The organism is Bacteroides rodentium JCM 16496, assembly GCF_000614125.1.
GTDB lineage: Bacteria > Bacteroidota > Bacteroidia > Bacteroidales > Bacteroidaceae > Bacteroides > Bacteroides rodentium.
The window spans coordinates 1-21,119 of the sequence record NZ_BAKJ01000051.1; the positions used below are offsets into that span (position 1 = coordinate 1).

The 21,119-nt window shown below is 49.8% G+C and carries 23 protein-coding genes, 1 tRNA gene and 5 pseudogenes; 20 read left to right on the plus strand and 9 right to left on the minus strand.

The genetic code is table 11. The annotated features are described in order from the left end of the window. From JCM16496_RS22195 to JCM16496_RS25070, 15 genes and pseudogenes are all read left to right on the plus strand, one after another. A partial coding sequence (locus JCM16496_RS22195) for a DUF4134 domain-containing protein (protein ID WP_128809696.1) occupies positions 1-170 on the plus strand: 170 nt, incomplete at its 5' end. A 10-nt stretch (positions 171-180) separates the two neighbouring features. Then, the gene (locus JCM16496_RS17320; RefSeq protein WP_004291514.1) at positions 181-513 is read left to right on the plus strand and encodes a DUF4133 domain-containing protein; all 333 of its coding nucleotides are present in this window, start codon (positions 181-183) and stop codon (positions 511-513) included. Further along, entirely contained in the window at positions 510-3,014 is a 2,505-nt protein-coding gene (locus JCM16496_RS17325; RefSeq protein WP_004291515.1) for a TraG family conjugative transposon ATPase, read from the plus strand. The genes JCM16496_RS17320 and JCM16496_RS17325 overlap by 4 nt, the downstream gene beginning before the upstream one ends. 40 nt (positions 3,015-3,054) lie before the next feature. Beyond that, positions 3,055-3,435 carry a DUF3876 domain-containing protein gene (locus JCM16496_RS17330; protein WP_004291516.1) on the plus strand — a complete coding sequence of 127 codons (381 nt, stop codon included), beginning with the start codon at positions 3,055-3,057 and terminating at the stop codon, positions 3,433-3,435. Between the two features lie 23 nt (positions 3,436-3,458). Beyond that, complete coding sequence (locus JCM16496_RS17335; protein WP_004304283.1) at positions 3,459-4,088, plus strand: DUF4141 domain-containing protein; 630 nt, start codon at positions 3,459-3,461, stop codon at positions 4,086-4,088. Positions 4,089-4,091: 3 nt separating this feature from the next. Further along, positions 4,092-5,096 carry a conjugative transposon protein TraJ gene (traJ, locus tag JCM16496_RS17340; protein ID WP_004291518.1) on the plus strand — a complete coding sequence of 335 codons (1,005 nt, stop codon included), beginning with the start codon at positions 4,092-4,094 and terminating at the stop codon, positions 5,094-5,096. A gap of 31 nt (positions 5,097-5,127) precedes the next feature. Continuing rightward, positions 5,128-5,751, plus strand: a complete 624-nt coding sequence (gene traK, locus JCM16496_RS17345; protein ID WP_004291519.1) for a conjugative transposon protein TraK — start codon at positions 5,128-5,130, stop codon at positions 5,749-5,751. 27 nt (positions 5,752-5,778) lie between these two features. Further along, a complete protein-coding gene (locus tag JCM16496_RS17350; protein ID WP_018697145.1) occupies positions 5,779-6,066 on the plus strand; it encodes a TraL conjugative transposon family protein in 288 nt (95 codons plus the stop codon). Further along, positions 6,047-7,398, plus strand: a pseudogene (gene traM, locus JCM16496_RS17355) (conjugative transposon protein TraM). Before JCM16496_RS17350 ends, traM begins: the two are co-directional and overlap by 20 nt. 34 nt (positions 7,399-7,432) lie before the next feature. Continuing rightward, positions 7,433-8,418 (plus strand): annotated as a pseudogene (traN, locus tag JCM16496_RS17360) (conjugative transposon protein TraN). A 2-nt stretch (positions 8,419-8,420) separates the two neighbouring features. Beyond that, positions 8,421-8,996, plus strand: a complete 576-nt coding sequence (locus JCM16496_RS17365) for a conjugal transfer protein TraO (protein WP_004291523.1) — start codon at positions 8,421-8,423, stop codon at positions 8,994-8,996. Between the two features lie 7 nt (positions 8,997-9,003). Then, a pseudogene (locus JCM16496_RS17370) lies at positions 9,004-9,905 on the plus strand (DUF8464 domain-containing protein). After that, complete coding sequence (locus tag JCM16496_RS17375) at positions 9,902-10,405, plus strand: DUF3872 domain-containing protein (protein WP_004291525.1); 504 nt, start codon at positions 9,902-9,904, stop codon at positions 10,403-10,405. Before JCM16496_RS17370 ends, JCM16496_RS17375 begins: the two are co-directional and overlap by 4 nt. Then, a complete protein-coding gene (locus tag JCM16496_RS17380) occupies positions 10,402-10,929 on the plus strand; it encodes a glycoside hydrolase family protein (RefSeq protein ID WP_004291526.1) in 528 nt (175 codons plus the stop codon). The genes JCM16496_RS17375 and JCM16496_RS17380 overlap by 4 nt, the downstream gene beginning before the upstream one ends. Positions 10,930-10,993: 64 nt before the next feature. Next, positions 10,994-11,383 carry a hypothetical protein gene (locus tag JCM16496_RS25070; protein WP_004291527.1) on the plus strand — a complete coding sequence of 130 codons (390 nt, stop codon included), beginning with the start codon at positions 10,994-10,996 and terminating at the stop codon, positions 11,381-11,383. A gap of 33 nt (positions 11,384-11,416) precedes the next feature. Here the strand turns inward: JCM16496_RS25070 and JCM16496_RS17395 are convergent, their stop codons facing one another. The 9 genes and pseudogenes from JCM16496_RS17395 to JCM16496_RS23100 all read right to left on the minus strand — a co-directional run bounded on the left by JCM16496_RS17395 (position 11,417) and on the right by JCM16496_RS23100 (position 15,308). Continuing rightward, complete coding sequence (locus JCM16496_RS17395; protein ID WP_004304290.1) at positions 11,417-11,725, minus strand: hypothetical protein; 309 nt, start codon at positions 11,723-11,725, stop codon at positions 11,417-11,419. Between the two features lie 53 nt (positions 11,726-11,778). Next, positions 11,779-12,022 (minus strand): annotated as a pseudogene (locus JCM16496_RS17400) (DUF6956 domain-containing protein). Continuing rightward, positions 12,019-12,252, minus strand: a complete 234-nt coding sequence (locus JCM16496_RS17405; RefSeq protein ID WP_004304291.1) for a DUF3873 domain-containing protein — start codon at positions 12,250-12,252, stop codon at positions 12,019-12,021. The pseudogene JCM16496_RS17400 and the gene JCM16496_RS17405 overlap by 4 nt, the downstream one beginning before the upstream one ends. Positions 12,253-12,271: 19 nt before the next feature. Continuing rightward, complete coding sequence (locus JCM16496_RS17410; protein ID WP_004291531.1) at positions 12,272-12,529, minus strand: DUF8466 domain-containing protein; 258 nt, start codon at positions 12,527-12,529, stop codon at positions 12,272-12,274. A 24-nt stretch (positions 12,530-12,553) separates the two neighbouring features. Next, complete coding sequence (locus JCM16496_RS17415) at positions 12,554-13,885, minus strand: PcfJ domain-containing protein (protein ID WP_004291532.1); 1,332 nt, start codon at positions 13,883-13,885, stop codon at positions 12,554-12,556. Further along, positions 13,882-14,298 carry a PcfK-like family protein gene (locus JCM16496_RS17420; RefSeq protein WP_004291533.1) on the minus strand — a complete coding sequence of 139 codons (417 nt, stop codon included), beginning with the start codon at positions 14,296-14,298 and terminating at the stop codon, positions 13,882-13,884. Before JCM16496_RS17420 ends, JCM16496_RS17415 begins: the two co-directional genes overlap by 4 nt. 13 nt (positions 14,299-14,311) lie before the next feature. Then, positions 14,312-14,533, minus strand: coding sequence for a hypothetical protein (locus JCM16496_RS17425; protein WP_004291534.1), 222 nt, complete (start codon positions 14,531-14,533; stop codon positions 14,312-14,314). Between the two features lie 11 nt (positions 14,534-14,544). Further along, positions 14,545-14,760 (minus strand): hypothetical protein, encoded by a 216-nt coding sequence (locus tag JCM16496_RS17430; RefSeq protein WP_004291535.1) that lies wholly within the window; start codon positions 14,758-14,760, stop codon positions 14,545-14,547. A gap of 161 nt (positions 14,761-14,921) precedes the next feature. Further along, entirely contained in the window at positions 14,922-15,308 is a 387-nt protein-coding gene (locus JCM16496_RS23100; RefSeq protein WP_009126113.1) for a hypothetical protein, read from the minus strand. Between the two features lie 632 nt (positions 15,309-15,940). Between JCM16496_RS23100 and uxaC the strand changes: the two genes are divergently transcribed. The 5 genes and pseudogenes from uxaC to JCM16496_RS17455 all read left to right on the plus strand — a co-directional run bounded on the left by uxaC (position 15,941) and on the right by JCM16496_RS17455 (position 20,838). Further along, a complete protein-coding gene (gene uxaC / locus JCM16496_RS17440; RefSeq protein ID WP_025835837.1) occupies positions 15,941-17,347 on the plus strand; it encodes a glucuronate isomerase in 1,407 nt (468 codons plus the stop codon). Positions 17,348-17,705: 358 nt separating this feature from the next. Then, positions 17,706-17,819 (plus strand): annotated as a pseudogene (locus tag JCM16496_RS22210) (IS5/IS1182 family transposase); the annotation flags it as partial. A 583-nt stretch (positions 17,820-18,402) separates the two neighbouring features. Continuing rightward, complete coding sequence (locus JCM16496_RS17445; RefSeq protein WP_025835839.1) at positions 18,403-19,785, plus strand: MFS transporter; 1,383 nt, start codon at positions 18,403-18,405, stop codon at positions 19,783-19,785. 82 nt (positions 19,786-19,867) lie between these two features. Further along, positions 19,868-20,671, plus strand: a complete 804-nt coding sequence (locus JCM16496_RS17450; RefSeq protein ID WP_025835841.1) for an MBL fold metallo-hydrolase — start codon at positions 19,868-19,870, stop codon at positions 20,669-20,671. 94 nt (positions 20,672-20,765) lie between these two features. After that, positions 20,766-20,838 (plus strand) — tRNA-Lys (locus tag JCM16496_RS17455). Positions 20,839-21,119: the final 281 nt, after the last annotated feature.

The following is a 21,119-nucleotide window of genomic DNA, read 5'->3' on the forward strand; positions in this document are numbered from 1 at the left end:
CTAAACTGATATACGCCATCGGTGCAGTCGTCGGGCTTATCGGGGGCGTAAAAGTGTACGGCAAGTTTTCATCGGGCGACCCCGACACCAGCAAGACAGCCGCCTCGTGGTTCGGCGCGTGCATCTTCCTGATTGTTGCCGCCACCATCCTGCGCTCATTCTTCCTTTAATAAATAATGTATGGCTGAATACCCAATCAACAAGGGTATCGGCCGTCCGGTAGAGTTCAAGGGCTTGAAGGCACAGTACCTCTTCATCTTCTGCGGAGGTCTGCTGGCTCTCTTCGTCCTGTTCGTCATCCTCTACATGGTCGGTATCGACCAGTGGATATGTATCGGCTTCGGCGCGGCATCGTCCTCCCTCCTTGTATGGCAGACCTTCGCGCTGAACGCCCGGTACGGTGAACACGGGCTGATGAAATTAGGAGCGGCACGGAGCCATCCCCGATACCTTATCAACCGGCGGCGGATAACCCGTCTGTTCAAACGACAACGAAAGGAAGAAAGACAATGAGGAATACATCGAAAATGACAACACTGGAAAACAGGTTCCCACTTTTAGCGGTGGAGCATGGCTGCATCATCTCAAAGGACGCCGACATCACGGTGGCTTTCGAGGTGGAACTACCGGAACTTTACACCGTGACGGGTGCGGAGTACGAGGCGATACACAGTTGCTGGTGCAAGGCTATCAAGGTGCTGCCGGACTACTCCGTCGTCCACAAACAGGACTGGTTCATCAAGGAACGCTACAAACCGGAGCTTCAGAAGGACGACATGAGCTTTTTAAGCCGCTCTTTCGAGCGTCACTTCAACGAGCGTCCGTACCTGAAACACACCTGCTACCTCTACCTGACCAAGACAACAAAGGAGCGTAACCGGATGCAGAGCAATTTCAGCACGCTGTGCCGGGGACATATCATCCCGAAGGAGCTGGACAGGGAAACCACGACCAAGTTCTTGGAAGCCTGCGAACAGTTCGAGCGCATCATGAACGACAGCGGGCTTGTCAGGCTGCGCCGCCTCTCCACCGATGAGATTGTGGGTACTGAGGGAAAGACGGGACTTATTGAACGCTACTTCTCGCTCATGCCGGAAGGTGACACCACCTTGCAGGACATCGAGCTTTCGGCAAGGGAGATGCGCATCGGCGACAACCGCCTGTGTCTGCACACCCTCTCCGACGCGGAAGACCTGCCGGGCAAGGTGGCTACCGACACCCGTTACGAGAAGCTCTCCACCGACCGGAGTGACTGCCGACTGTCATTCGCCTCCCCGGTGGGGCTTCTGCTCTCCTGCAACCATATCTACAACCAGTATGTGCTGATAGACAACAGTGAGGAAACCTTGCAGAAGTTCGAGAAGTCCGCCCGTAACATGCAGTCGCTATCTCGCTATTCAAGGAGCAACAGCATCAACCGCGAGTGGATAGACCAATACCTGAACGAAGCCCATTCCTACGGACTGACCTCGGTACGGGCACACTTCAACGTCATGGCGTGGAGCGACGATGCGGAGGAACTGAAGCATATCAAGAACGACGTGGGCAGCCAGTTGGCAAGCATGGAATGCGTGCCGCGCCACAACACCATCGACTGCCCGACACTCTACTGGGCGGCGATACCCGGCAATGCGGCGGACTTCCCGGCGGAAGAGAGTTTCCACACCTTCATCGAACAGGCGGTGTGCCTGTTCACAGAGGAAACCAACTACCGCAGCTCGCTCTCGCCCTTCGGCATCAAGATGGTGGACAGGCTCACGGGAAAACCGCTGCACCTTGACATCTCCGACCTGCCCATGAAGCGAGGTATCACGACCAACCGCAACAAGTTCGTGCTGGGTCCTTCGGGCAGCGGCAAGTCTTTCTTCATGAACCACCTCGTGCGCCAATATTATGAGCAAGGCGCACATGTGGTATTGGTGGACACGGGAAACTCCTATCAGGGCTTGTGCGGCATGATCCGACGCAAGACAGGCGGAGCGGACGGTGTGTATTTCACCTACACGGAAGATAAGCCCATCAGCTTCAACCCGTTCTACACCGACGATTACATCTTCGACGTGGAGAAGAAGGACAGCATCAAGACCCTGTTGCTGACGCTCTGGAAGTCGGAGGACGACAAGGTGACAAAGACGGAGAGCGGCGAGCTGGGCAGTGCCGTGAGTGCCTATATTGAGCGCATCCAATCCGACCGTAGCATCGTGCCGTCGTTCAACACCTTCTACGAGTATATGCGTGACGACTACCGCAAGGAACTGGCACAGCGTGACATCAAGGTGGAGAAGTCCGACTTCAACATCGACAACATGCTCACCACCATGCGGCAGTATTACCGGGGCGGGCGTTACGATTTCCTGCTCAACTCCACGGAGAACATCGACCTGCTCGGCAAGCGGTTCATCGTCTTCGAGATAGATTCGATTAAAGAAAACCGCGAACTGTTCCCCGTCGTGACCATCATCATCATGGAAGCCTTCATCAACAAGATGCGGCGGCTGAAAGGCGTGCGGAAACAGCTTATCGTGGAAGAGGCTTGGAAGGCCCTCTCATCGGCGAACATGGCTGAATATCTGCGCTATATGTATAAGACGGTCAGAAAATATTACGGCGAGGCAATCGTGGTGACGCAGGAGGTGGACGACATTATCAGTTCTCCGGTGGTCAAAGAGAGCATTATCAACAACTCGGATTGTAAAATCCTGCTTGACCAAAGGAAATATATGAACAAGTTCGACCAGATACAGGCGTTGCTCGGACTGACGGAAAAGGAGAAGTCGCAGATACTCTCCATCAACATGGCGAACAACCCTTCACGGCTCTACAAGGAGGTGTGGATAGGCTTGGGCGGCACGCAGTCGGCGGTCTATGCCACGGAGGTCAGCGCGGAAGAGTATCTGGCGTACACCACCGAGGAAACGGAAAAAGTGGAGGTTTACCGTCTGGCGGAGAAGCTGGGCGACGACATCGAAGCCGCCATCCGGCAGCTTGCCGAAAGGCGGAGAAACAAGGAATAACTAAAAAACAGAATGTATCAACCAAAAAAGAAAAACGCGTATGAATTTACCAAAAGTGAAAATGCTGCAAGTCAGCAAGTGCCTTATCGGATTGGCGGTCATGATGCTGCAATCCTGCGACGTGGCCGACAACCGCCGCGACATGCTGTGCGGGAACTGGGAGAGCGTGGAGGGAAAACCTGACGTGCTTATCTACAAGGAGGGCGAAGCCTACAAAGTGACGGTGTTCCGTCGTAGCGGTCTGCGCCGCAAGCTCAAGCCGGAAACCTATCTCTTGCAGGAGGAGAACGGCAACCTGTTCATGAACACCGGCTTCCGCATCGACGTGTCCTACAACGAGGCCACGGATGTGCTGACTTTCTCGCCAAACGGGGACTATGTGCGGGTGAAGCCGCAGCCGGGACATCCGACCGAAGAATAACAACCACTAAAATCCAAAGTAACATGAGAACAAGAATAACAATGATTATCTGCCTGTGCCTGCTTTTCGCGGGCAGGGCAAGCGCACAGTGGGTCGTAAGCGATCCGGGCAATCTAGCGCAGGGCATCATCAATGCCTCCAAAAACATCATCCATACCTCCAAGACCGCCACGAACATGGTGAGCAACTTTCAGGAGACGGTGAAAATCTATCAGCAGGGCAAGAAGTATTACGATGCCCTCAAATCGGTGAACAATCTGGTCAAGGACGCCCGCAAGGTGCAGCAGACCATCCTGATGGTGGGCGACATCACAGACATCTATGTGAACAGTTTCCAACGGATGCTCCGTGACGGGAATTTCAGACCCGAAGAGCTTTCCGCAATCGCTTTCGGCTACACGAAACTGCTGGAGGAAAGCAACGAAGTGTTGACGGAACTCAGGAACGTGGTGAACATCACCACGCTCTCCATGACCGACAAGGAGCGCATGGACGTGGTGGAACGCTGCCACTCGAAGATGAAGCGTTACCGCAACCTCGTGAGCTACTACACGAACAAGAACATCTCCGTGAGTTACCTGCGTGCGAAAAAGAAGAACGACCTCGACCGCATCATGGGGCTGTACGGGAACATGAACGAAAGATACTGGTAGCCTATGAAGTTCGACAACCTTCATCAGATTTTACGTTCACTTTATGAGCAGATGATGCCGCTGTGTGGGGACATGGCTGGTGTGGCGAAAGGCATCGCCGGGCTGGGTGCGCTGTTCTACGTCGCCTACCGGGTATGGCAGTCGCTGGCGAGAGCTGAACCGATAGACGTATTCCCGATGCTCCGTCCTTTTGCCATCGGTCTGTGCATCATGTTCTTCCCGACTGTGGTGCTGGGCACGATAAACAGCATCCTCTCACCCGTCGTACAGGGCACGGCAAAGATGCTGGAGGCGGAAACGCTGGACATGAACCGATACCGGGAGCAGAAGGACAAACTGGAATACGAGGCGATGGTACGCAACCCCGAAACCGCCTACCTCGTGTCCAACGAGGAATTTGACAAGCAACTGGAGGAACTCGGCTGGTCGCCCTCCGACATGGTGACGATGGCGGGAATGTATATCGACCGGGGAATGTACAACATGAAGAAGAGCATCCGCGACTTCTTCCGCGAGATACTCGAACTGCTGTTCCAAGCCGCCGCCCTCGTGATAGACACCGTCCGCACCTTCTTTCTCGTGGTGCTGGCGATTCTCGGTCCGATAGCCTTCGCCCTGTCGGTATGGGACGGTTTCCAAAACACGCTCACGCAGTGGATATGCCGCTATATACAGGTCTATCTGTGGCTACCGGTATCGGACATGTTCAGCACCATACTGGCGAAGATACAGGTTCTGATGCTGCAAAACGACATCGAGCGGATGCAGGCAGACCCGAACTTCTCGCTGGATTCGAGCGACGGGGTGTATATCGTATTCCTCTGCATCGGCATCATCGGCTACTTTACCATTCCCACCGTTGCGGGCTGGATTATCCAAGCCGGAGGCATGGGCGGTTACGGTCGCAACGTGAACCAGATGGCGGGACGAGCCGGAAGCATGGCGGGCAGCGTGGCGGGTGCAGCCGCAGGAAACGCAGTCGGACGTGTCGGCAAATTGCTGAAATAATCAATGTGCAATCATAAATTGGAAAATATAAATGGAATTCAAATCACTTAGAAACATCGAATCGTCGTTCAGGCAGATACGCCTGTTCGGTATCGTCTTCCTCTCGCTGTGCGCCGTGGTGACGGTGTGGAGCGTGTGGAACTCCTACCGTTTCGCAGAGAAGCAACGGGAGAAAATCTATGTGCTGGACAACGGCAAGAGCCTGATGCTCGCCTTGTCTCAGGATTTGTCGCAGAACCGCCCGGCGGAGGCACGGGAACATGTGCGCCGTTTCCACGAGATGTTCTTCACGCTATCACCTGAAAAAAGCGCGATTGAACACAACGTGAAACGTGCCTTGCTGCTGGCGGACAAGAGCGTGTACCACTATTATTCGGACTTCGCGGAGAAGGGGTACTACAACCGCATCATCGCCGGGAACATCAACCAAGTGCTGAAGGTGGACAGCGTGGTGTGCGACTTCAACGCCTATCCCTACCGTGCCGTGACCTACGCCACACAGAAAATCATCCGGCAGAGCAACGTCACCGAGCGCAGCCTCGTGACCACCTGCCGCCTGCTGAACGCATCGCGGTCGGATGACAACCCGAACGGTTTTACCATCGAGGGTTTCACCATCATTGAGAACAAGGATTTACAGACTATCAAACGGTAACAGGACATGAAAAGTATCAGAAAATCAATGTGGGGCATGTATTGGAAACTCCACGACAAACGGAAACGCTTGGCGGCAAGTCTCAAAGGGTATCTGGACGGCTTGCCGCCGGAAACACGCCGCCGCATCGTGCTGGGGATGTTCGCCGCCTTCGCGGTGCTTGCCCTTTACACCTTCGGCAGAGCCGTCTATGACATCGGCAGGAACGACGGCTCACATATGGAAACGGGACACGCCGGACGGGTGGAACTGCCGACCCCGGCGGAAACAGGCAATCACTTAACACCTTATTTATATGGAACAGACAAAGAATGAACCGACGAAAGAGAACAAAGCTGCTCCCGAAACGGGGAAACCGAAAAAGGAGCGCGAACCGCTGACAGAGGCGCAACGGCTGAAACGGCAGAAGATGATCGTGCTGCCCGCTATGGTGTTGGTGTTCATCGGGGCGATGTGGCTGATATTCGCCCCGTCCTCCGGCAAGGAGCAACCGCCGGGAACGGACGGATACAACACCGAGATGCCCGACGCTGACAAGGCGAACCGGCAGATTATCGGCGACAAGCTGAAAGCTACGAGCATGGGGAGATGGAAGAGCGTCAGGAGAGCCGCAACCGTGCCATCGGGCAGCTGGGCGACATGTTCGACCGCGAGATAGCGGGAACGGAGAACGGAGTGGACTTCGACCTCGCCAATCCGGGCGGCAAGGAAGAAAGGGCAAAGCCAGCCACGCCGCAGACCATCCAGTCCTCCGCAGCCGCCTACCGTGACCTGAACGCCACGCTCGGAAACTTCTACGACCAGCCGAAAAACGACAATGCGGAGATGGACGAATTGTTGGAGCGCATCGCATCGCTGGAGTCGGAACTGGAAAGCGAGAGGGGCAAGGCTTCCTCTATGGACGAGCAGGTGGCTCTTATGGAGAAGTCCTACGAGCTGGCGGCAAAGTACATGGGCGGTCAGAACGGAGGACAGCCATCGGCGGAACAGAGGGCAGAGCCAACTACCGTGCAGAAAGGGAAGAAGAACAAGGCAATGCCTATCAGACAGGTGGAGCATCAAGTAGTTTCTTCACTCTCACAGCCTATGAGTAACGCGGAGTTTGTCGCCGCCTTATCGCAGGAACGCAACCGGGGTTTCAACACGGCTGTCGGCACGGCGGAGGTATTGGACAGGAACACCATACCGGCGTGCGTGCATGGGGCGCAGAGCGTGACGGACGGGCAGACGGTAAGGCTGCGCCTGCTGGAGCCTATGGCGGTGGCAGGCAGGACAATACCCCGGGGTGCGGTGGTGGTCGGCACGGGCAAGATACAGGGTGAGCGGCTCGACATCGAGATTACCTCGCTGGAATACGACGGCACGATTATCCCCGTGGAGCTTGCGGTCTATGACACGGACGGACAGCCCGGCATCTTCATCCCGAACTCGATGGAGATGAACGCCGTCCGGGAGGTCGCCGCCAACATGGGCGGCTCGCTGGGAAGCAGCATCAACATCTCCACCAATGCCGGGGCGCAGCTCGCCTCCGACTTGGGCAAGGGGCTGATACAAGGCACGAGCCAGTACATCGCCAAAAAGATGCGAACCGTCAAGGTGCATCTGAAAGCCGGGTACAGGGTCATGCTTTACCAAGAAAAATATTGAAAACAATAAAAATTACCACTAAAATCCAAAAGTAATGAGAAAAGTAATCATCATGTTTGCCCTCGCTATGGGCATCATAACTGCCAACGCGCAGGAGAATGTAACCGTTGAAACGACCAACGGAAGTGAACAACCGACCTTGACGAAGGAGTCTATCCGCAGAAGGAGGCGGACGGCGACCTATATCACGGGCTGTCACGCAAGCTGACCTTCGACCGCATGATACCGCCGCACGGTCTGGAAGTGACCTACGACAAGACCGTCCACGTCATTTTTCCGGCGGAGGTGCGCTATGTCGATTTAGGCTCGCCCGACCTGATTGCCGGGAAAGCCGACGGAGCGGAGAACATCATCCGTGTGAAGGCTACCGTAAGGAATTTTCCCAACGAAACGAATATGTCCGTCATCACGGAGGACGGCAGTTTCTACACCTTCAACGTGAAGTACGCCGCCGAACCGCTGTTGCTCAACGTGGAGATGTGCGACTTCATCCATGACGGCAGCACGGTGAACCGCCCGAACAACGCGCAGGAAATCTATCTGAAAGAGCTGGGCAGCGAAAGCCCGATGCTGGTGCGCCTTATCATGAAGTCCATCCACAAACAGAACAAGCGCGAGGTGAAGCATATCGGCTGCAAGCGTTTCGGCATCCAATACCTGTTGAAAGGCATCTACACGCACAACGGCTTGCTTTATTTCCACACGGAGATAAAGAACCAGAGCAACGTGCCTTTCGATGTGGACTACATCACTTGGAAAATCGTGGACAAGAAGGTTGCGAAGCGTACTGCCGTGCAGGAGCAGATTATTCTGCCGCTCCGCGCGCAGAACTACGCCACCCTCGTGCCGGGCAAAAAGAGCGAGCGCACGGTCTTCACGATGGCGAAGTTCACCATCCCCGATGACAAGTGCCTCGTGGTGGAATTGAACGAGAAGAACGGCGGCCGTCACCAGTCCTTCGTGATTGAGAACGAGGATTTGGTACGCGCGGGTACCATCAACGAACTTCAAGTACGCTGACCATGAGAAAGTACATCGCAATAATCATCGCGTCGCTTGCCCTTTTTACAGGGCAGGCGCACGCCCAGCGGTGTCTGCCGAAGATGCAGGGCATCGAGGTGAGGGCGGACATGGCGGACGGCTTCAATCTCGGCGGCAAGGACGGCGGGTACAGCTTCGGGGCGGCTCTCTCCACCTACACGAAGAAGGGGAACAAGTGGGTGTTCGGTGGCGAATACCTGTTGAAGAACAATCCCTACAAGGACACCAAGATACCCGTGGCGCAGTTCACGGCGGAGGGCGGCTATTACTTCAAGATACTGTCGGACGCCCGAAAGATTGTTTTCGTCTATGCCGGGGCTTCGGCTCTCGCCGGATATGAGGCGGTAAATTGGGGGAAGAAGGTGCTGCATGACGGCTCCACGCTGCACGACCGGGACGCCTTCATCTACGGCGGTGCGCTGACGCTCGATGTGGAGTGTTACGTGGCAGACCGTATCGCCCTGCTTGCCAACCTGCGGGAGCGTTGCCTTTGGGGTGGCGACACACGGAAGTTCCACACGCAGTTCGGGGTCGGTATCAAGTTCATCATCAACTGACACGGGCATGGAAAGGACGGAAATAGATGCTGTCAGAAGGATGCCGCTTGCGGATTTTCTCGCACGGCTGGGGCATGAGCCTGTCAGAAGGAGCGGTAACGAGCTGTGGTATCTTGCCCCGTACAGGGGCGAGCGCACATCCTCTTTCCGTGTGAACGTGGCGAAACAGCTCTGGTACGACTTCGGTTTGGGCAAGGGCGGCGACATCTTCACGCTTGCCGGGGAGTTTCTGCAAAGCGATGACTTCATGAAGCAAGCGAAGTTCATAGCGGAAGCCGCCAATATGACGGTTGCCGGATGGGAAAAGCCCGTCTATCTCTCGAAGCCGACCGAATCCGTTTTTGAGGATGTGGAGGTCGCTCCGCTGCTCCGCTCACTGCTGACGGAGTATTTAGAGGAACGGGGCATCCCTTACGCCATCGCATCCCGTCACTGCTGCCGCTTGAACTACGGTGTGCGTGGGAAACGGTATTTTGCCGTTGGCTTTCCGAACATGGCAGGTGGCTATGAATCAGAAGCCGATATTTCAAGGGTTGCATACCTCCGAAGTCTGTATCACTGGTAAAGGCGAATGACATCCCGGCTGACGAGTGCCTCGTGTTCGAGGGCTTCATGGACTTTCTCTCTGCCGTGACGCTTGGTGTAACCGGTAACGCTGACTGTCTTGTGCTGAACTCAGTCGCCAACGTGGAGAAGGCGGCGGGATTGCTGGACGGATACGGGCGCATCGGCTGCTTCCTCGACCGTGACGAAGCCGGACGGCGGACGCTTGCCGCACTTACCATGCGATACGGGGAACGTGTCACCGACCGTTCCTCCCTCTATGACGGTTGCAAGGACTTGAACGAGTACCTGCAACTGACAACGAAAAAACAGAAAAACAACCATCTAAAAATCGAAGAACAATGAACATACTGAACAACAGAAACAAGAGAACATCAATATTCAAGGCAGTGGCGTTATGCCTGATAGCCGCCATGTCATTCACCCTCGTGTCATGTGACGATGACATGGACATCCAGCAGTCCTATCCCTTCACGGTGGAGGTCATGCCCGTGCCGAACAAGGTAGTAAAGGGGCAGACAGTGGAAATCCGCTGTGAACTGAAAAAGGAGGGCGACTTTTCGGGTACGCTCTATACCATCCGCTATTTCCAGTTCGAGGGGGAAGGCTCGCTCAAAATGGATAACGGCATCACCTTCCTGCCTAACGACCGCTACCTGCTGGAGAACGAAAAATTCCGCCTGTACTACACGGCGGCGGGTGATGAGGCGCATAATTTCATCGTGGTGGTGGAGGATAACTTTAGCAACTCCTACGAACTGGAATTTGACTTCAACAACAGGAATGTAAAGGACGACGATCTTACCATCGTTCCCATCGGCAACTTCAGCCCCTTGTTGAAATGATGCGTGTATTCATGACAATGCTCTGTTCACTTCTGACGGTCTGTTCTGTGTCCGCGCAGATCAGCCGCCAAGAGGGAACGGACGGGCAGGCGGCAATCTACCGACTGCCGCTTATGGAACGTGCTTTTTTATGCTGCCGCTACTTTGAAGGCTGGCACTCAGAAAAACACTACCCATACGTCGGTTGGGGTCACAAACTTTTGCCAAACGAGAAGTATTCGGCACGAACCATGACAAAACGGGATGCGGATGAACTTTTGCGGAAAGACCTGCGCAAATTTGTCGCCATGTTCCGTAAATTCGGGGTTGATTCGATTTTGCTTGGCACGTTAGCTTACAATGTGGGACCGGCGAAGCTGTTAGGCAGCAAAACAATCCCCAAAAGCACCTTAATCAAGAAGCTGGAAGCTGGTGACAGGAACATCTACCGTGAGTATATAGCCTTCTGCAACTACAAAGGAAAACGCCACGCCATGCTGCTCAAACGGAGAAAGGCGGAGTTTGCGCTGTTGTATATCCCATAAAAGGACTGACAAAACTGGCAAAAGACGTGCCATATTTAACTTGGCACGTCTTTTGCTCTATCACTTGATAGATTATCGTAGGATTTTCTCGTTAATTGACATCGTTGAGCCATTTTTGCCTATCGGTTTCCAAATAACACTTCAAGTTGTAAGTGTTGTGAGAGCAATACAAAACATAGTTATTAACCATAAAAAGTATAGCGAAATTATGAAGAAAGTATTTAGGAAAATTCAGAAAGGAACAACAAAAATGATTGAACGTATCAAATCGTTGGGGGAAATGGAGACGAAGCAGAAATGTGTAGTTCAACGGTTCGAGATTATCATTCCCCTCCACCAAAAAATAACGACCCAATATATAGCCTCCGCAAGTTTTACTTGCGGATTTTTTAGTTATCGCAGATTGGACAAAGGTTTCTTTGCTACTTTCTTTGTCCGCCATCATGCTCACTGAAAGAAAGTAGGGCGGCTCTCGCCGCCCCGCCACTCAAAAGCGTGTGTAAAGTCCCGTCACCATCGTGAACATTTCCTCCAGCATATCAAAATAGATACCCTCGTGTACGGCAATGTCCTTTGTCTTGCACTCAAAGGTCTTTTTGCTGAACGTCCTGCGGTAGAAGCGCATATTGTAGAGGTCTGCCCCTTCGTCATAGATGATGTCAAGGCGGTTGGCACTTGTTTTGTTCCTTGCAAGGCTCATCCGTAAGCCGTTGCCCATATCTATGAAATCACGGCTACCTGTCATGGCGGTGAAGCGTTTTCCGCCTATCTGCTGTAATATCGTCTTGGCTATCATATCTTTTGTTTTTAGGGTTTTAAGTATTGGCGGTGCGGACACCGCCATCCCGTTCAAAATTCTCGCATTTCGGAAATGGGGGTCTGCCGTTGTAGCCACTCTTTCACACATTCCATATTGTACTCGCTCGTGATGACTGCCGTATGCTGTCGGTGGCGGTGAAACGTGTGCTTTCGTAATCATCTATCCACCCTTGAGGGTGTCCGTTCCCCACGCTCCGGTATCGTCAAAGATACCGTCCAATGCCGTGATAGGTTCGCTGAACTTGACTATCAGCGTTTGATAGGTCGTGTTCATAGTCTGTCCTCCTTTCCCTTCTTTGCGTTCAGCCACTTGTCCCGTGCGGCTCGGCACTCGTCCAACGTGGGTTTGACACAAGAGAACAATTCTCTGTCTATGGGGTGGCGGTAGTCGTACTGCACAAGTGTCCGCCTGCGTCTTCCGATACCCGATTGGAAACGCTCGTATTTCTCCGTACCTGCTTCCGCGCAGGTGCTTACTCCGTTGATGGTCATTCGTGTTGTCATAATGTTGCTTTTTAGATGGTTAAAAATGTACTGACAGAACTCTGTTCTTCATCACCATTTCGGGGTTGCTTGTGTAGCGTTGGTGCAGGTAGAAATGGTGTGAGCCGAAGCCGTAAAGGAAAAACTTGTCAAGTTCGTGCTTCTCGGCAAACTCCTTTACGCTCTTTCTCAATTCCCCCTCACTCGTTGTGAGAGTGAGGAGGTTCACAAATTCAAGGAACATCGTGGGGATTGCATCATCCCACACACAAATCATACTTTCAATTCTTACTTCCATATCAATGTTGTTTTAGGGGTTATGCTATGCCGCTTTCATCCGCTCACGGATAAGGTTGGCGTTCTTGTTCACAAGGTCTATGATGCGCTCGTGATATTCGGTGTCCTGGTTGTGCTTGCCGTGGCACTGCACCACTTCGAGGGTTCGCAAGTCCACCTCTACGGTTTCAATAATCTCATCGCCAATCCTTGCCGATAGTATGAGGGTGTCGGCTTTCTTGTAGTATCCACTGCCAAACACGCAGATGCCCTGCGTCTTGCCCTCGTTGTAATACTCGTCTATGCTTTCAAGCACCTTGACGATTATTTCCTCGTCCGTGATTACCAAGCCGAAGAATTTGGATTTGTTGGCGATGAAATCCTCCGCATCTTTCTTTCGTTGGAGTTGTCGCTGTTGCTCACGCTCACGCCTTTCAATCTCCCAACGGCGTTGCTCTGCGGCTCTTTCCTTCTCGTGTATGGCTTCAATTTTTCGGGTTGCGTTGTCGTGTGCCGCCATGAAATCTTCGGGACAGATGTTCTTCGGGTTACGGAGGTCTTGACCGAGTTTTTTGAGCATACGCAGATAGTCGCACCACATTGAGAGGTTGTCTATCTGATACTTGTGACGCTTGGCAATCAGATATGATGCCCAACATTCATCGGCAGTACGGGTATTGAAAAGAAAGTGTTTCATGACCTCAATCTCACCGCCTTTCATAAGGGTTTCAATTCTTGGGTCTGAAAGCAAGGCTTTGAAAAGACGCACGGGGGAGATGCCGTGGAAATCGCCCTTGAAGCCGTTACGTCTGAGTTGGGGCAATATCCTCATCTTTGGATATGCACAGCTTCTTGCCACCACATCATCGTATAGGCTGTTGTGCGGTCTTACCTCCATATCGCTGCCTAATGCCCACACATCGCAATAGCAGAAAAGGAAGCCACGGAGCAACGCCATGTCCGTAACCTTGCCGTCGGGTGAAATCCAACGCTGCACGACCTCGTGGCAGTAGAAACGCATCGGTTCGCCTTTCCTGCTCTCGCATCTGACCTGCGCCACGCGGATTACCTGATACCCTTTGCAGGTGGTTATCACGCTGAAATTCTGCGTTTCCTTGTAGATGCGTCTGCGTGTGTCCTGCACTTTGAGTTCGGCATGGCATTTGGGGCAGGTGCAGCCTTCAAGGGTGTCGCATAGTCCGCTGTCGCTGTGCCACTCGTGACCGCAGTCGGAACAGGTGATGTTCCCTTTCTTGGTGCGGTAGCCGATATGCTCAACGCAGTGGCGGTATGCCCAATCTATTTGTGTCGCTGATATGGGGCGAAGGTTGGCGGAAAGTCTTGCCACCTCTTTCTGTATCTTGGTCTTCGGTTTCATAAGCCTAAATCAAATAATGAGGGTTGGGGTTGGTTTTCTTTTCTCGCTGACGGTCTGTGGCGGTTCTGCAACTTGCGGAGTTCCTCCTCTTGGTATTTGCGGACAGCGTTCTGACGTGCCTCCGCCTTTTCCTCTGCCGTGAGTTTCACAACGTGGTTCACAACCACTTGGCAGTCCATCGGTTTGCCCACCTCTATCTCGTTTTCCTCATAGTAGTGGATGGCTTGCCCGAATATCTCTCCGTCCGTGAAACCGTTGCAACCGCTTTTCTGCACATAGTTCAGAATGTGGGTCACGCACTCGTCCATGTTCTTGGCAGGGTTGCGGTACTTCTTTGCAAATAGCGCATCTTCCTCCGCACGCTGTTCCAAGTACATATATATCGTTCTCTTGAAATGGTCTGTTCCTTTCATATCGCTGTCATTTTTAGATTATCTGTTTCAGTATCTCTCTCCAATAGGTCGGCTCTACCTCGCTGAGAAGGAAGTCCATGAAATCCCTCCGTGCGTCCTTGTTCAGTTCGTGGTACAATCTTCGGAAAGTTTCAAAATTGCCGTTGATGTACGTTTCCACCATATACACGAAGATGTTGTCCACCTCGTAATATCTGCACTGCTGCGCTGCCGTCTTGCTGTTTCTTTTTGCCATGTCGGTAAGGGTTAAAGGGTGAATAACCAAAGGATGAAGCCAAAGAAGGCAATGGTGGAAAGGATAGCCACGATTACACCTATCGCCACTCGGAACACTCCGTTTACAATCTCTCTGATGATGCCCCAAAGGATGCCGAACACCCCGAAGGCGGTGCGCATCATCAAGCCGCATATCGCCAACCCGATGTGTTGCGCCATTTGTCTGAAATTTGCCGTTGCCGTCATATCTTCGCTGTTTTTGATTTTTTTGTTTTTAATGCGGATTCAAGAGCTGAGGGAGTTGAGTTTCAAACTATCTTATCTGCCTCTCGTTTATCCGACATTTTTTTTATGCGTCTTTCTGTCGCATCGGTCGTTTTCGTTTCGGGTGCTTGAAAAGGTAGGGATTAGGGAATGCAAGGTTTTTCGGTCAAAATACTACCCGCAGGGCTGGAGATTTTTACCGAAAACAGGAGGCTTGACCTTGCTTTCCCGTCCAATCCCGGAATTACCTTTGCGCCCAGAACGAAAATGACTGACTGATGCGGCTTACTGAAAGGCGCAAAATGGAGGTAAACGAAAACAGAGGCAGATTGTGTAGAAAAAAACTTCAGGGGAAAATCCGTAAAAAAAAGAATCACCAAAAGGAAAAAGACATCACCGGAAGCGTGAAAAGGGCAAACCACAACAAAGGAAGTATGATTGTTTCCGATCCGACGGAACTTGTTCAGCCGGGTGGCAACAATCATTCTTCCCGGTTTGTCCGGCTGTGTGTGGGCGCCTGTTTCATTCATGGGGCAGGCTGACACACTCTGCATTCACTTTCCGCTTCCGGCAAAAGAGACAGCGAAAAAAGAAAAATCATTTGAAAACCCGTAAAAGCACCTCTTGGCATAGGCGCAAAAGAAAGGGGCATTGCTTCATCTGTCTAAACATCGTTTAGGCGTGAGGCAATGCCCTTTTCTCCAGCTATGCGGTAGTCGGCACACGTTTGTTCCAAACTCGTTTTGGGCAATGGTGTGCGACGGACAATACCGCTTTTACGGAAAATTCTTATGAATGAGGGGATAAAAAACGGGAGTTTATATCAAAATCTCGAATTAAATAGCTACTTTTGCATACGAAGAGTTCTTTGAAGGTTACGCAACGCGCAGAAGGATAATGCAGTAGATAACTAACTAAATCGTAACCTATTACTATCAAGAGCAATTAACCTACGCTCATTTCCAATAAATTACACTCTTTTCGTAACTTCTCTCTGCAAAGATACGAATTATTTTGTTTCTCCAAGTAAAATTTCTACTTTTGTGTTCGATAACGGTTAATAAAACTAAAAACAATTATACAACCTATTAGACTTACAATCAATACTATATAGGTGTAATAGATAGAAAGTAATATTTTTATATACTTAAAACACAAGAAGATGAAAAACTTTATGGACGGAAACTTTCTGTTGCAAACGGAAACAGCACAGAGGTTGTATCACGAACATGCGGCAAAAATGCCGATTATCGACTATCATTGTCACTTGATTCCTCAAATGGTGGCGGAAGACTATCAGTTTAAGTCACTGACTGAGATTTGGTTGGGAGGTGACCACTACAAGTGGCGTGCCATGCGTACCAATGGGGTGGACGAACGTTTCTGTACCGGTAAGGATACTACAGATTGGGAAAAGTTTGAGAAGTGGGCCGAAACGGTACCTTATACTTTCCGTAATCCGTTGTACCACTGGACCCACCTTGAATTGAGGACTGCTTTTGGAATCGATAAAATTCTGAATCCTCATACGGCCCGTGAAATTTATGATGAATGTAATGAGAAGCTGAAACAGCCTGAATATTCCGCCCGTGGCATGATGCGCCGTTATCACGTGGAAGTGGTTTGTACTACAGATGATCCTATTGATTCCTTGGAATATCATATCAAGACACGTGAGAGCGGCTTTGAAATCAAGATGTTGCCTACTTGGCGTCCGGATAAGGCAATGGCGGTGGAAGTTCCTGCCGATTTTCGCGCATATGTAGAAAAGTTGGCCGAAGTGAGCGATGTGGCCATTTCCTGCTTTGACGATATGGTTGCCGCCTTGCGTAAGCGTCACGATTTTTTTGCGGAACAAGGATGCAAACTGTCCGACCACGGAATTGAAGAATTCTATGCCGAGGATTATACAGAAGCGGAAGTTAAGGCTATCTTTAACAAGGTATATGGCGGTACTGGATTGACAAAGGAGGAAATTCTGAAATTCAAGTCGGCCATGCTGGTTGTGTTCGGCGAAATGGATTGGGAGAAGGGTTGGACACAACAGTTCCATTATGGTGCTATTCGCAACAACAATAGTAAGATGTTCAAACTGTTAGGTCCTGATACCGGTTTTGATTCCATTGGCGAATTTACTACGGCAAAAGCTATGGCAAAATTTCTCGACCGCTTAAACTCCAATGGTAAGCTGACCAAGACTATTCTTTATAATTTGAATCCATGCGCCAACGAAGTCATTGCTACTATGCTGGGTAACTTCCAGGATGGTACGGTTGCCGGTAAGATTCAATTCGGTTCCGGTTGGTGGTTCCTCGACCAGAAGGATGGCATGGAAAAGCAGATGAATGCCCTTTCTGTACTGGGCTTATTGAGCCGCTTTGTCGGTATGCTGACCGATTCCCGTTCCTTCCTCTCCTATCCGCGTCATGAATATTTCCGCCGTACATTGTGTAATCTTGTAGGCCGTGATGTAGAAAATGGTGAAATTCCTATTTCCGAGATGGAACGCGTAAACCAGATGATTGAAGATATCAGCTATTATAACGCTAAGAATTTTTTCCAATTCTAAAAAGCAATAGTAAGCTATAAGTTATGCAGTTCAGCTCATAACTTATAAATAGATGTTGAGATTTAGTTTATATCATAATCATAGTGGTATCTTAAATTCCCCTCCTCCCCGGAGGGTGTCAAAACCTTCTTGGCACTTTCTTTTAGGCACGGATAACGCGGAATTCACGGATTTATTTTACTGAATCCGCGTTATTCCGCGTAATTCCGTGCCTAAAAATCTACTTTTACCGATTCGCTGAGTAGCGTCATGACAGATACTATAAGTTGATTTTTGAAACATACTTAGCTTAAGTAAATGATATAAACTAAATTTCAACATATATACTTATTTTAGTGGATGATGAATTGTATACTGTTTTAGAACCGTTCTAAACCGGTTTGATACAACTGCTACCAGTTGGGAATCTTGGAATAATTTAGCTTTCACGGCTCTGTTGCCAAAGAAAATTTCAAGAAAACAAAAAGTTTAAATCACTTCAGATATATGTTCTTCCCCTCTCTTCTCCTTGCCTTCTCCGTGTCTATACGGAGAGGGGTTATAGGGAGCAGACAGGGAGCAGGTAGGGAGCAGACAGGGAGCAGACGGCATGTCAGGAACAAACCTCTTGTTTCAGAAAGATGTGCTGATGACGCAGATTGAAATATGAAAAATCCGCGTCATCCGCGTCAAAGCGATAGCCGATTTCAGTTCTCGGACAACCCGGAGGAGACAAGGATAATGGAACCCGGGGGGAGTATAAAAGGAACGGGATCCTTTTTCCATATTACAGCTTCGTTTACAATAGATGGTAAAGGTGTTTACCTTATTAGGTAACGGGCTTTACATCCTTAGGTAACGGTCGTTACACTATAAGGTAAAGGCTTTTACCGAATAGAGTAACGACTTGGTAAATGTAAGGCACTGGTAATGGGAGTGAACGACTCTTTTTGATGTTGTATTGAGCCATTTGACGACATGGAAAGTTTAAATCACTTCATCTTGCAAACACGACATTAATTTCCTATTTTTGCACTTATTTTTTATTTAATGCATAAATTTTAATCGTACAAAGGATGATGACATCACCCCACCCCGTTTCCAAAGGCTTCAGCAGAGCTTTTTGGGTAAGCAGTACAGTAGAACTGTTCGAACGCATGGCATATTATGCCGTATTTATTGTTCTTACCATTTATCTTTCCAATATTTTAGGTTTCAATGATTTTGAGTCAAGCATGATTTCCGGTCTGTTTTCGGGAGGGCTCTATTTGTTGCCTATATTTACGGGCGCATATGCCGATAAGATAGGTTTCCGAAAGTCGATGATTATTGCTTTCTCACTGCTTTCCATCGGATATTTGGGCTTGGGACTGCTTCCCACCCTACTGGAAGCAGCCGGTCTGGTGGAGTATGGCGAGACAACCCGTTTTTCAGGATTGCCGGATAGTAATGACCGCTGGATGATTGTCCCCGTATTGTTTGTTATCATGGTAGGAGGTTCGTTCATCAAGTCCATCATATCGGGATCGGTGGCTAAGGAAACAACAGAGGCTACCCGTGCTCGCGGCTATTCCATCTTCTATATGATGGTGAATATAGGAGCTTTTACCGGGAAAACGGTGGTCGACCCTCTACGGAATGTCATCGGTGAGCAGGCTTATATTTACATCAATTACTTCTCGGCTGCCATGACGGTGCTGGCATTATTGGCTGTCATCTTATTGTATAAATCGGCACATACAGCAGGTGAAGGGAAAAGCATGCGTGAAATTGGACAAGGTTTTCTACGTATTATCACTAATTGGCGTTTGTTGATTCTTATCCTCATCGTAACCGGCTTTTGGATGGTGCAGCAACAGCTCTATGCCACTATGCCCAAATATGTCATCCGCATGGCGGGTGAAACAGCCAAACCGGGGTGGATAGCCAATGTAAACCCGTTTGTAGTGGTTTGCTGCGTAAGTTTTATCACCCGGTGGATGGCAAAGCGCACAGCTATTACTTCTATGAATATAGGCATGTTTCTTATTCCGGTATCGGCATTGCTGATGGCATGCGGTAATTTGCTGGGCAACGATCTTATTTCCGGCATGAGCAATATTACTCTGATGATGGTGCTTGGTATTGTTGTGCAAGCTTTGGCAGAATGTTTTATCTCACCGCGTTATCTGGAATACTTCTCTTTGCAGGCTCCCAAGGGCGAAGAGGGTATGTACCTCGGTTTCAGTCATCTTCATTCATTTCTCTCTTCTATTTTCGGGTTTGGTATTGCGGGGGTGCTTCTTACAAAATATTGTCCTGACCCGGTCTTGTTTGAAACCCGCGAAGCGTGGGAAGCAGCTAGTGTCAATGCACATTATATCTGGTTTTATTTCGCTGCTATAGGATTGGTTGCAGCAATAGCATTATTCGTTTTTGCCAAAACTACCGAATTCATCGACAAAAAGAAGAAGGCATAAGGTTTATATATTGCATACTTTTTGTATATTTGCCGTCACTTTTTTTTAAAGCGACGGCTTTTTTGTAATTAAGGAGATTAGGATGAAAGTAAAATTTATAAGCCTTGCCAGTGGAAGCAGCGGCAACTGTTATTATATAGGCACAGAAAAATATGGAATACTCATCGACGCCGGCATTGCAGTACGGACGATAAAAAAAGGACTGAAGGAAGCGGGAATCAGCATGGAAATGATACGTGCAGTATTTGTTACGCACGACCATGCAGATCATATTAAAGCGGTAGGCGGACTGGGTGAGAAACAGAATATTCCTATTTATACAACTGCCCGGATTCATGAGGGTATCAACCGGAGCTATTGCATGACGGAAAAGTTATATTCGTCTGTCCGTTACCTGGAAAAGCAGCAACCCATGCAGTTGGAAGATTTTCATATCGAATCTTTTGAGGTACCTCATGACGGCACGGACAATGTGGGCTATTGCATTGAAATAGACGGAAAAGTATTTGCTTTTCTTACAGACCTTGGTGAAATTACTCCTACGGCTGCAGAATATATCAGAAAGGCCAATTACCTGATATTGGAAGCCAACTACGATGAGGAAATGTTACGCATGGGTACCTACCCCCAATACCTGAAAGAACGGATTACCAGCCGTACCGGGCACATGAGTAATATTGCTACTGCTGAATTTCTTTCGGAAAATATGACGGAACATTTACAGTATATTTGGCTTTGCCATTTGAGCAAGGATAACAATCATCCTGAATTGGCATATAAAACAGTGGAATGGAAATTAAGGGAAAAAGGAATTATCGTAGGAAAGGATGTACAGTTGTGTGCTTTGAAGCGTACTACTCCTTCTGATTTATACGAGTTTGAATAAAAAAATCCCATTTCATCGCAAAAAATACCCCGTTTTGTTTGCATGAATAAAATAAAAGGACTACTTTTGCACCCGCAAACAAGAAATAAGGAATGCACTCTTAGCTCAGTTGGTAGAGCAACTGACTCTTAATCAGTGGGTCCAGGGTTCGAATCCCTGAGGGTGTACTTAAAAAAGGAACAATATTAGTTGTTCCTTTTTTAATTTGTCTTAACAAGAGCATATGGTGGGGCAGTAGAAATTTAGTGGGGATTCTCGTTTCCTATTCTCGCCCGAAATTCCGACCTTTGCCTCATGGAAACAAATCAATTGGAGGTGTTGGCTCGTATCGTACTTTCCTCTGAAATACTCAACTACTTTTCAGTTGTCGGTGTTGAATAGACCTCAACAGAAATACATATTCATCTTGATGAACAGATGAATCCTATAATATAGATGGACATACTTT

Coding starts and splice junctions, on each gene's coding strand:
- JCM16496_RS17380 (WP_004291526.1), top strand. CDS start 10,402: ATGATGCGTGTATTCATGACAATGCTCTGTTCACTTCTGACGGTCTGT.
- JCM16496_RS17405 (WP_004304291.1), bottom strand. CDS start 12,252: ATGACAACACGAATGACCATCAACGGAGTAAGCACCTGCGCGGAAGCA.
- JCM16496_RS17415 (WP_004291532.1), bottom strand. CDS start 13,885: ATGAAACCGAAGACCAAGATACAGAAAGAGGTGGCAAGACTTTCCGCC.
- JCM16496_RS17410 (WP_004291531.1), bottom strand. CDS start 12,529: ATGGAAGTAAGAATTGAAAGTATGATTTGTGTGTGGGATGATGCAATC.
- uxaC (WP_025835837.1), top strand. CDS start 15,941: ATGAAAAACTTTATGGACGGAAACTTTCTGTTGCAAACGGAAACAGCA.
- JCM16496_RS17320 (WP_004291514.1), top strand. CDS start 181: ATGGCTGAATACCCAATCAACAAGGGTATCGGCCGTCCGGTAGAGTTC.
- JCM16496_RS17450 (WP_025835841.1), top strand. CDS start 19,868: ATGAAAGTAAAATTTATAAGCCTTGCCAGTGGAAGCAGCGGCAACTGT.
- JCM16496_RS17395 (WP_004304290.1), bottom strand. CDS start 11,725: ATGATAGCCAAGACGATATTACAGCAGATAGGCGGAAAACGCTTCACC.
- JCM16496_RS23100 (WP_009126113.1), bottom strand. CDS start 15,308: ATGAATGAAACAGGCGCCCACACACAGCCGGACAAACCGGGAAGAATG.
- JCM16496_RS17365 (WP_004291523.1), top strand. CDS start 8,421: ATGAGAAAGTACATCGCAATAATCATCGCGTCGCTTGCCCTTTTTACA.
- JCM16496_RS17325 (WP_004291515.1), top strand. CDS start 510: ATGAGGAATACATCGAAAATGACAACACTGGAAAACAGGTTCCCACTT.
- JCM16496_RS17425 (WP_004291534.1), bottom strand. CDS start 14,533: ATGGCAAAAAGAAACAGCAAGACGGCAGCGCAGCAGTGCAGATATTAC.
- JCM16496_RS17430 (WP_004291535.1), bottom strand. CDS start 14,760: ATGACGGCAACGGCAAATTTCAGACAAATGGCGCAACACATCGGGTTG.
- JCM16496_RS17445 (WP_025835839.1), top strand. CDS start 18,403: ATGATGACATCACCCCACCCCGTTTCCAAAGGCTTCAGCAGAGCTTTT.
- JCM16496_RS17350 (WP_018697145.1), top strand. CDS start 5,779: ATGTGGGGCATGTATTGGAAACTCCACGACAAACGGAAACGCTTGGCG.
- traK (WP_004291519.1), top strand. CDS start 5,128: ATGGAATTCAAATCACTTAGAAACATCGAATCGTCGTTCAGGCAGATA.
- traJ (WP_004291518.1), top strand. CDS start 4,092: ATGAAGTTCGACAACCTTCATCAGATTTTACGTTCACTTTATGAGCAG.
- JCM16496_RS17420 (WP_004291533.1), bottom strand. CDS start 14,298: ATGAAAGGAACAGACCATTTCAAGAGAACGATATATATGTACTTGGAA.
- JCM16496_RS17375 (WP_004291525.1), top strand. CDS start 9,902: ATGAACATACTGAACAACAGAAACAAGAGAACATCAATATTCAAGGCA.
- JCM16496_RS17335 (WP_004304283.1), top strand. CDS start 3,459: ATGAGAACAAGAATAACAATGATTATCTGCCTGTGCCTGCTTTTCGCG.
- JCM16496_RS17330 (WP_004291516.1), top strand. CDS start 3,055: ATGAATTTACCAAAAGTGAAAATGCTGCAAGTCAGCAAGTGCCTTATC.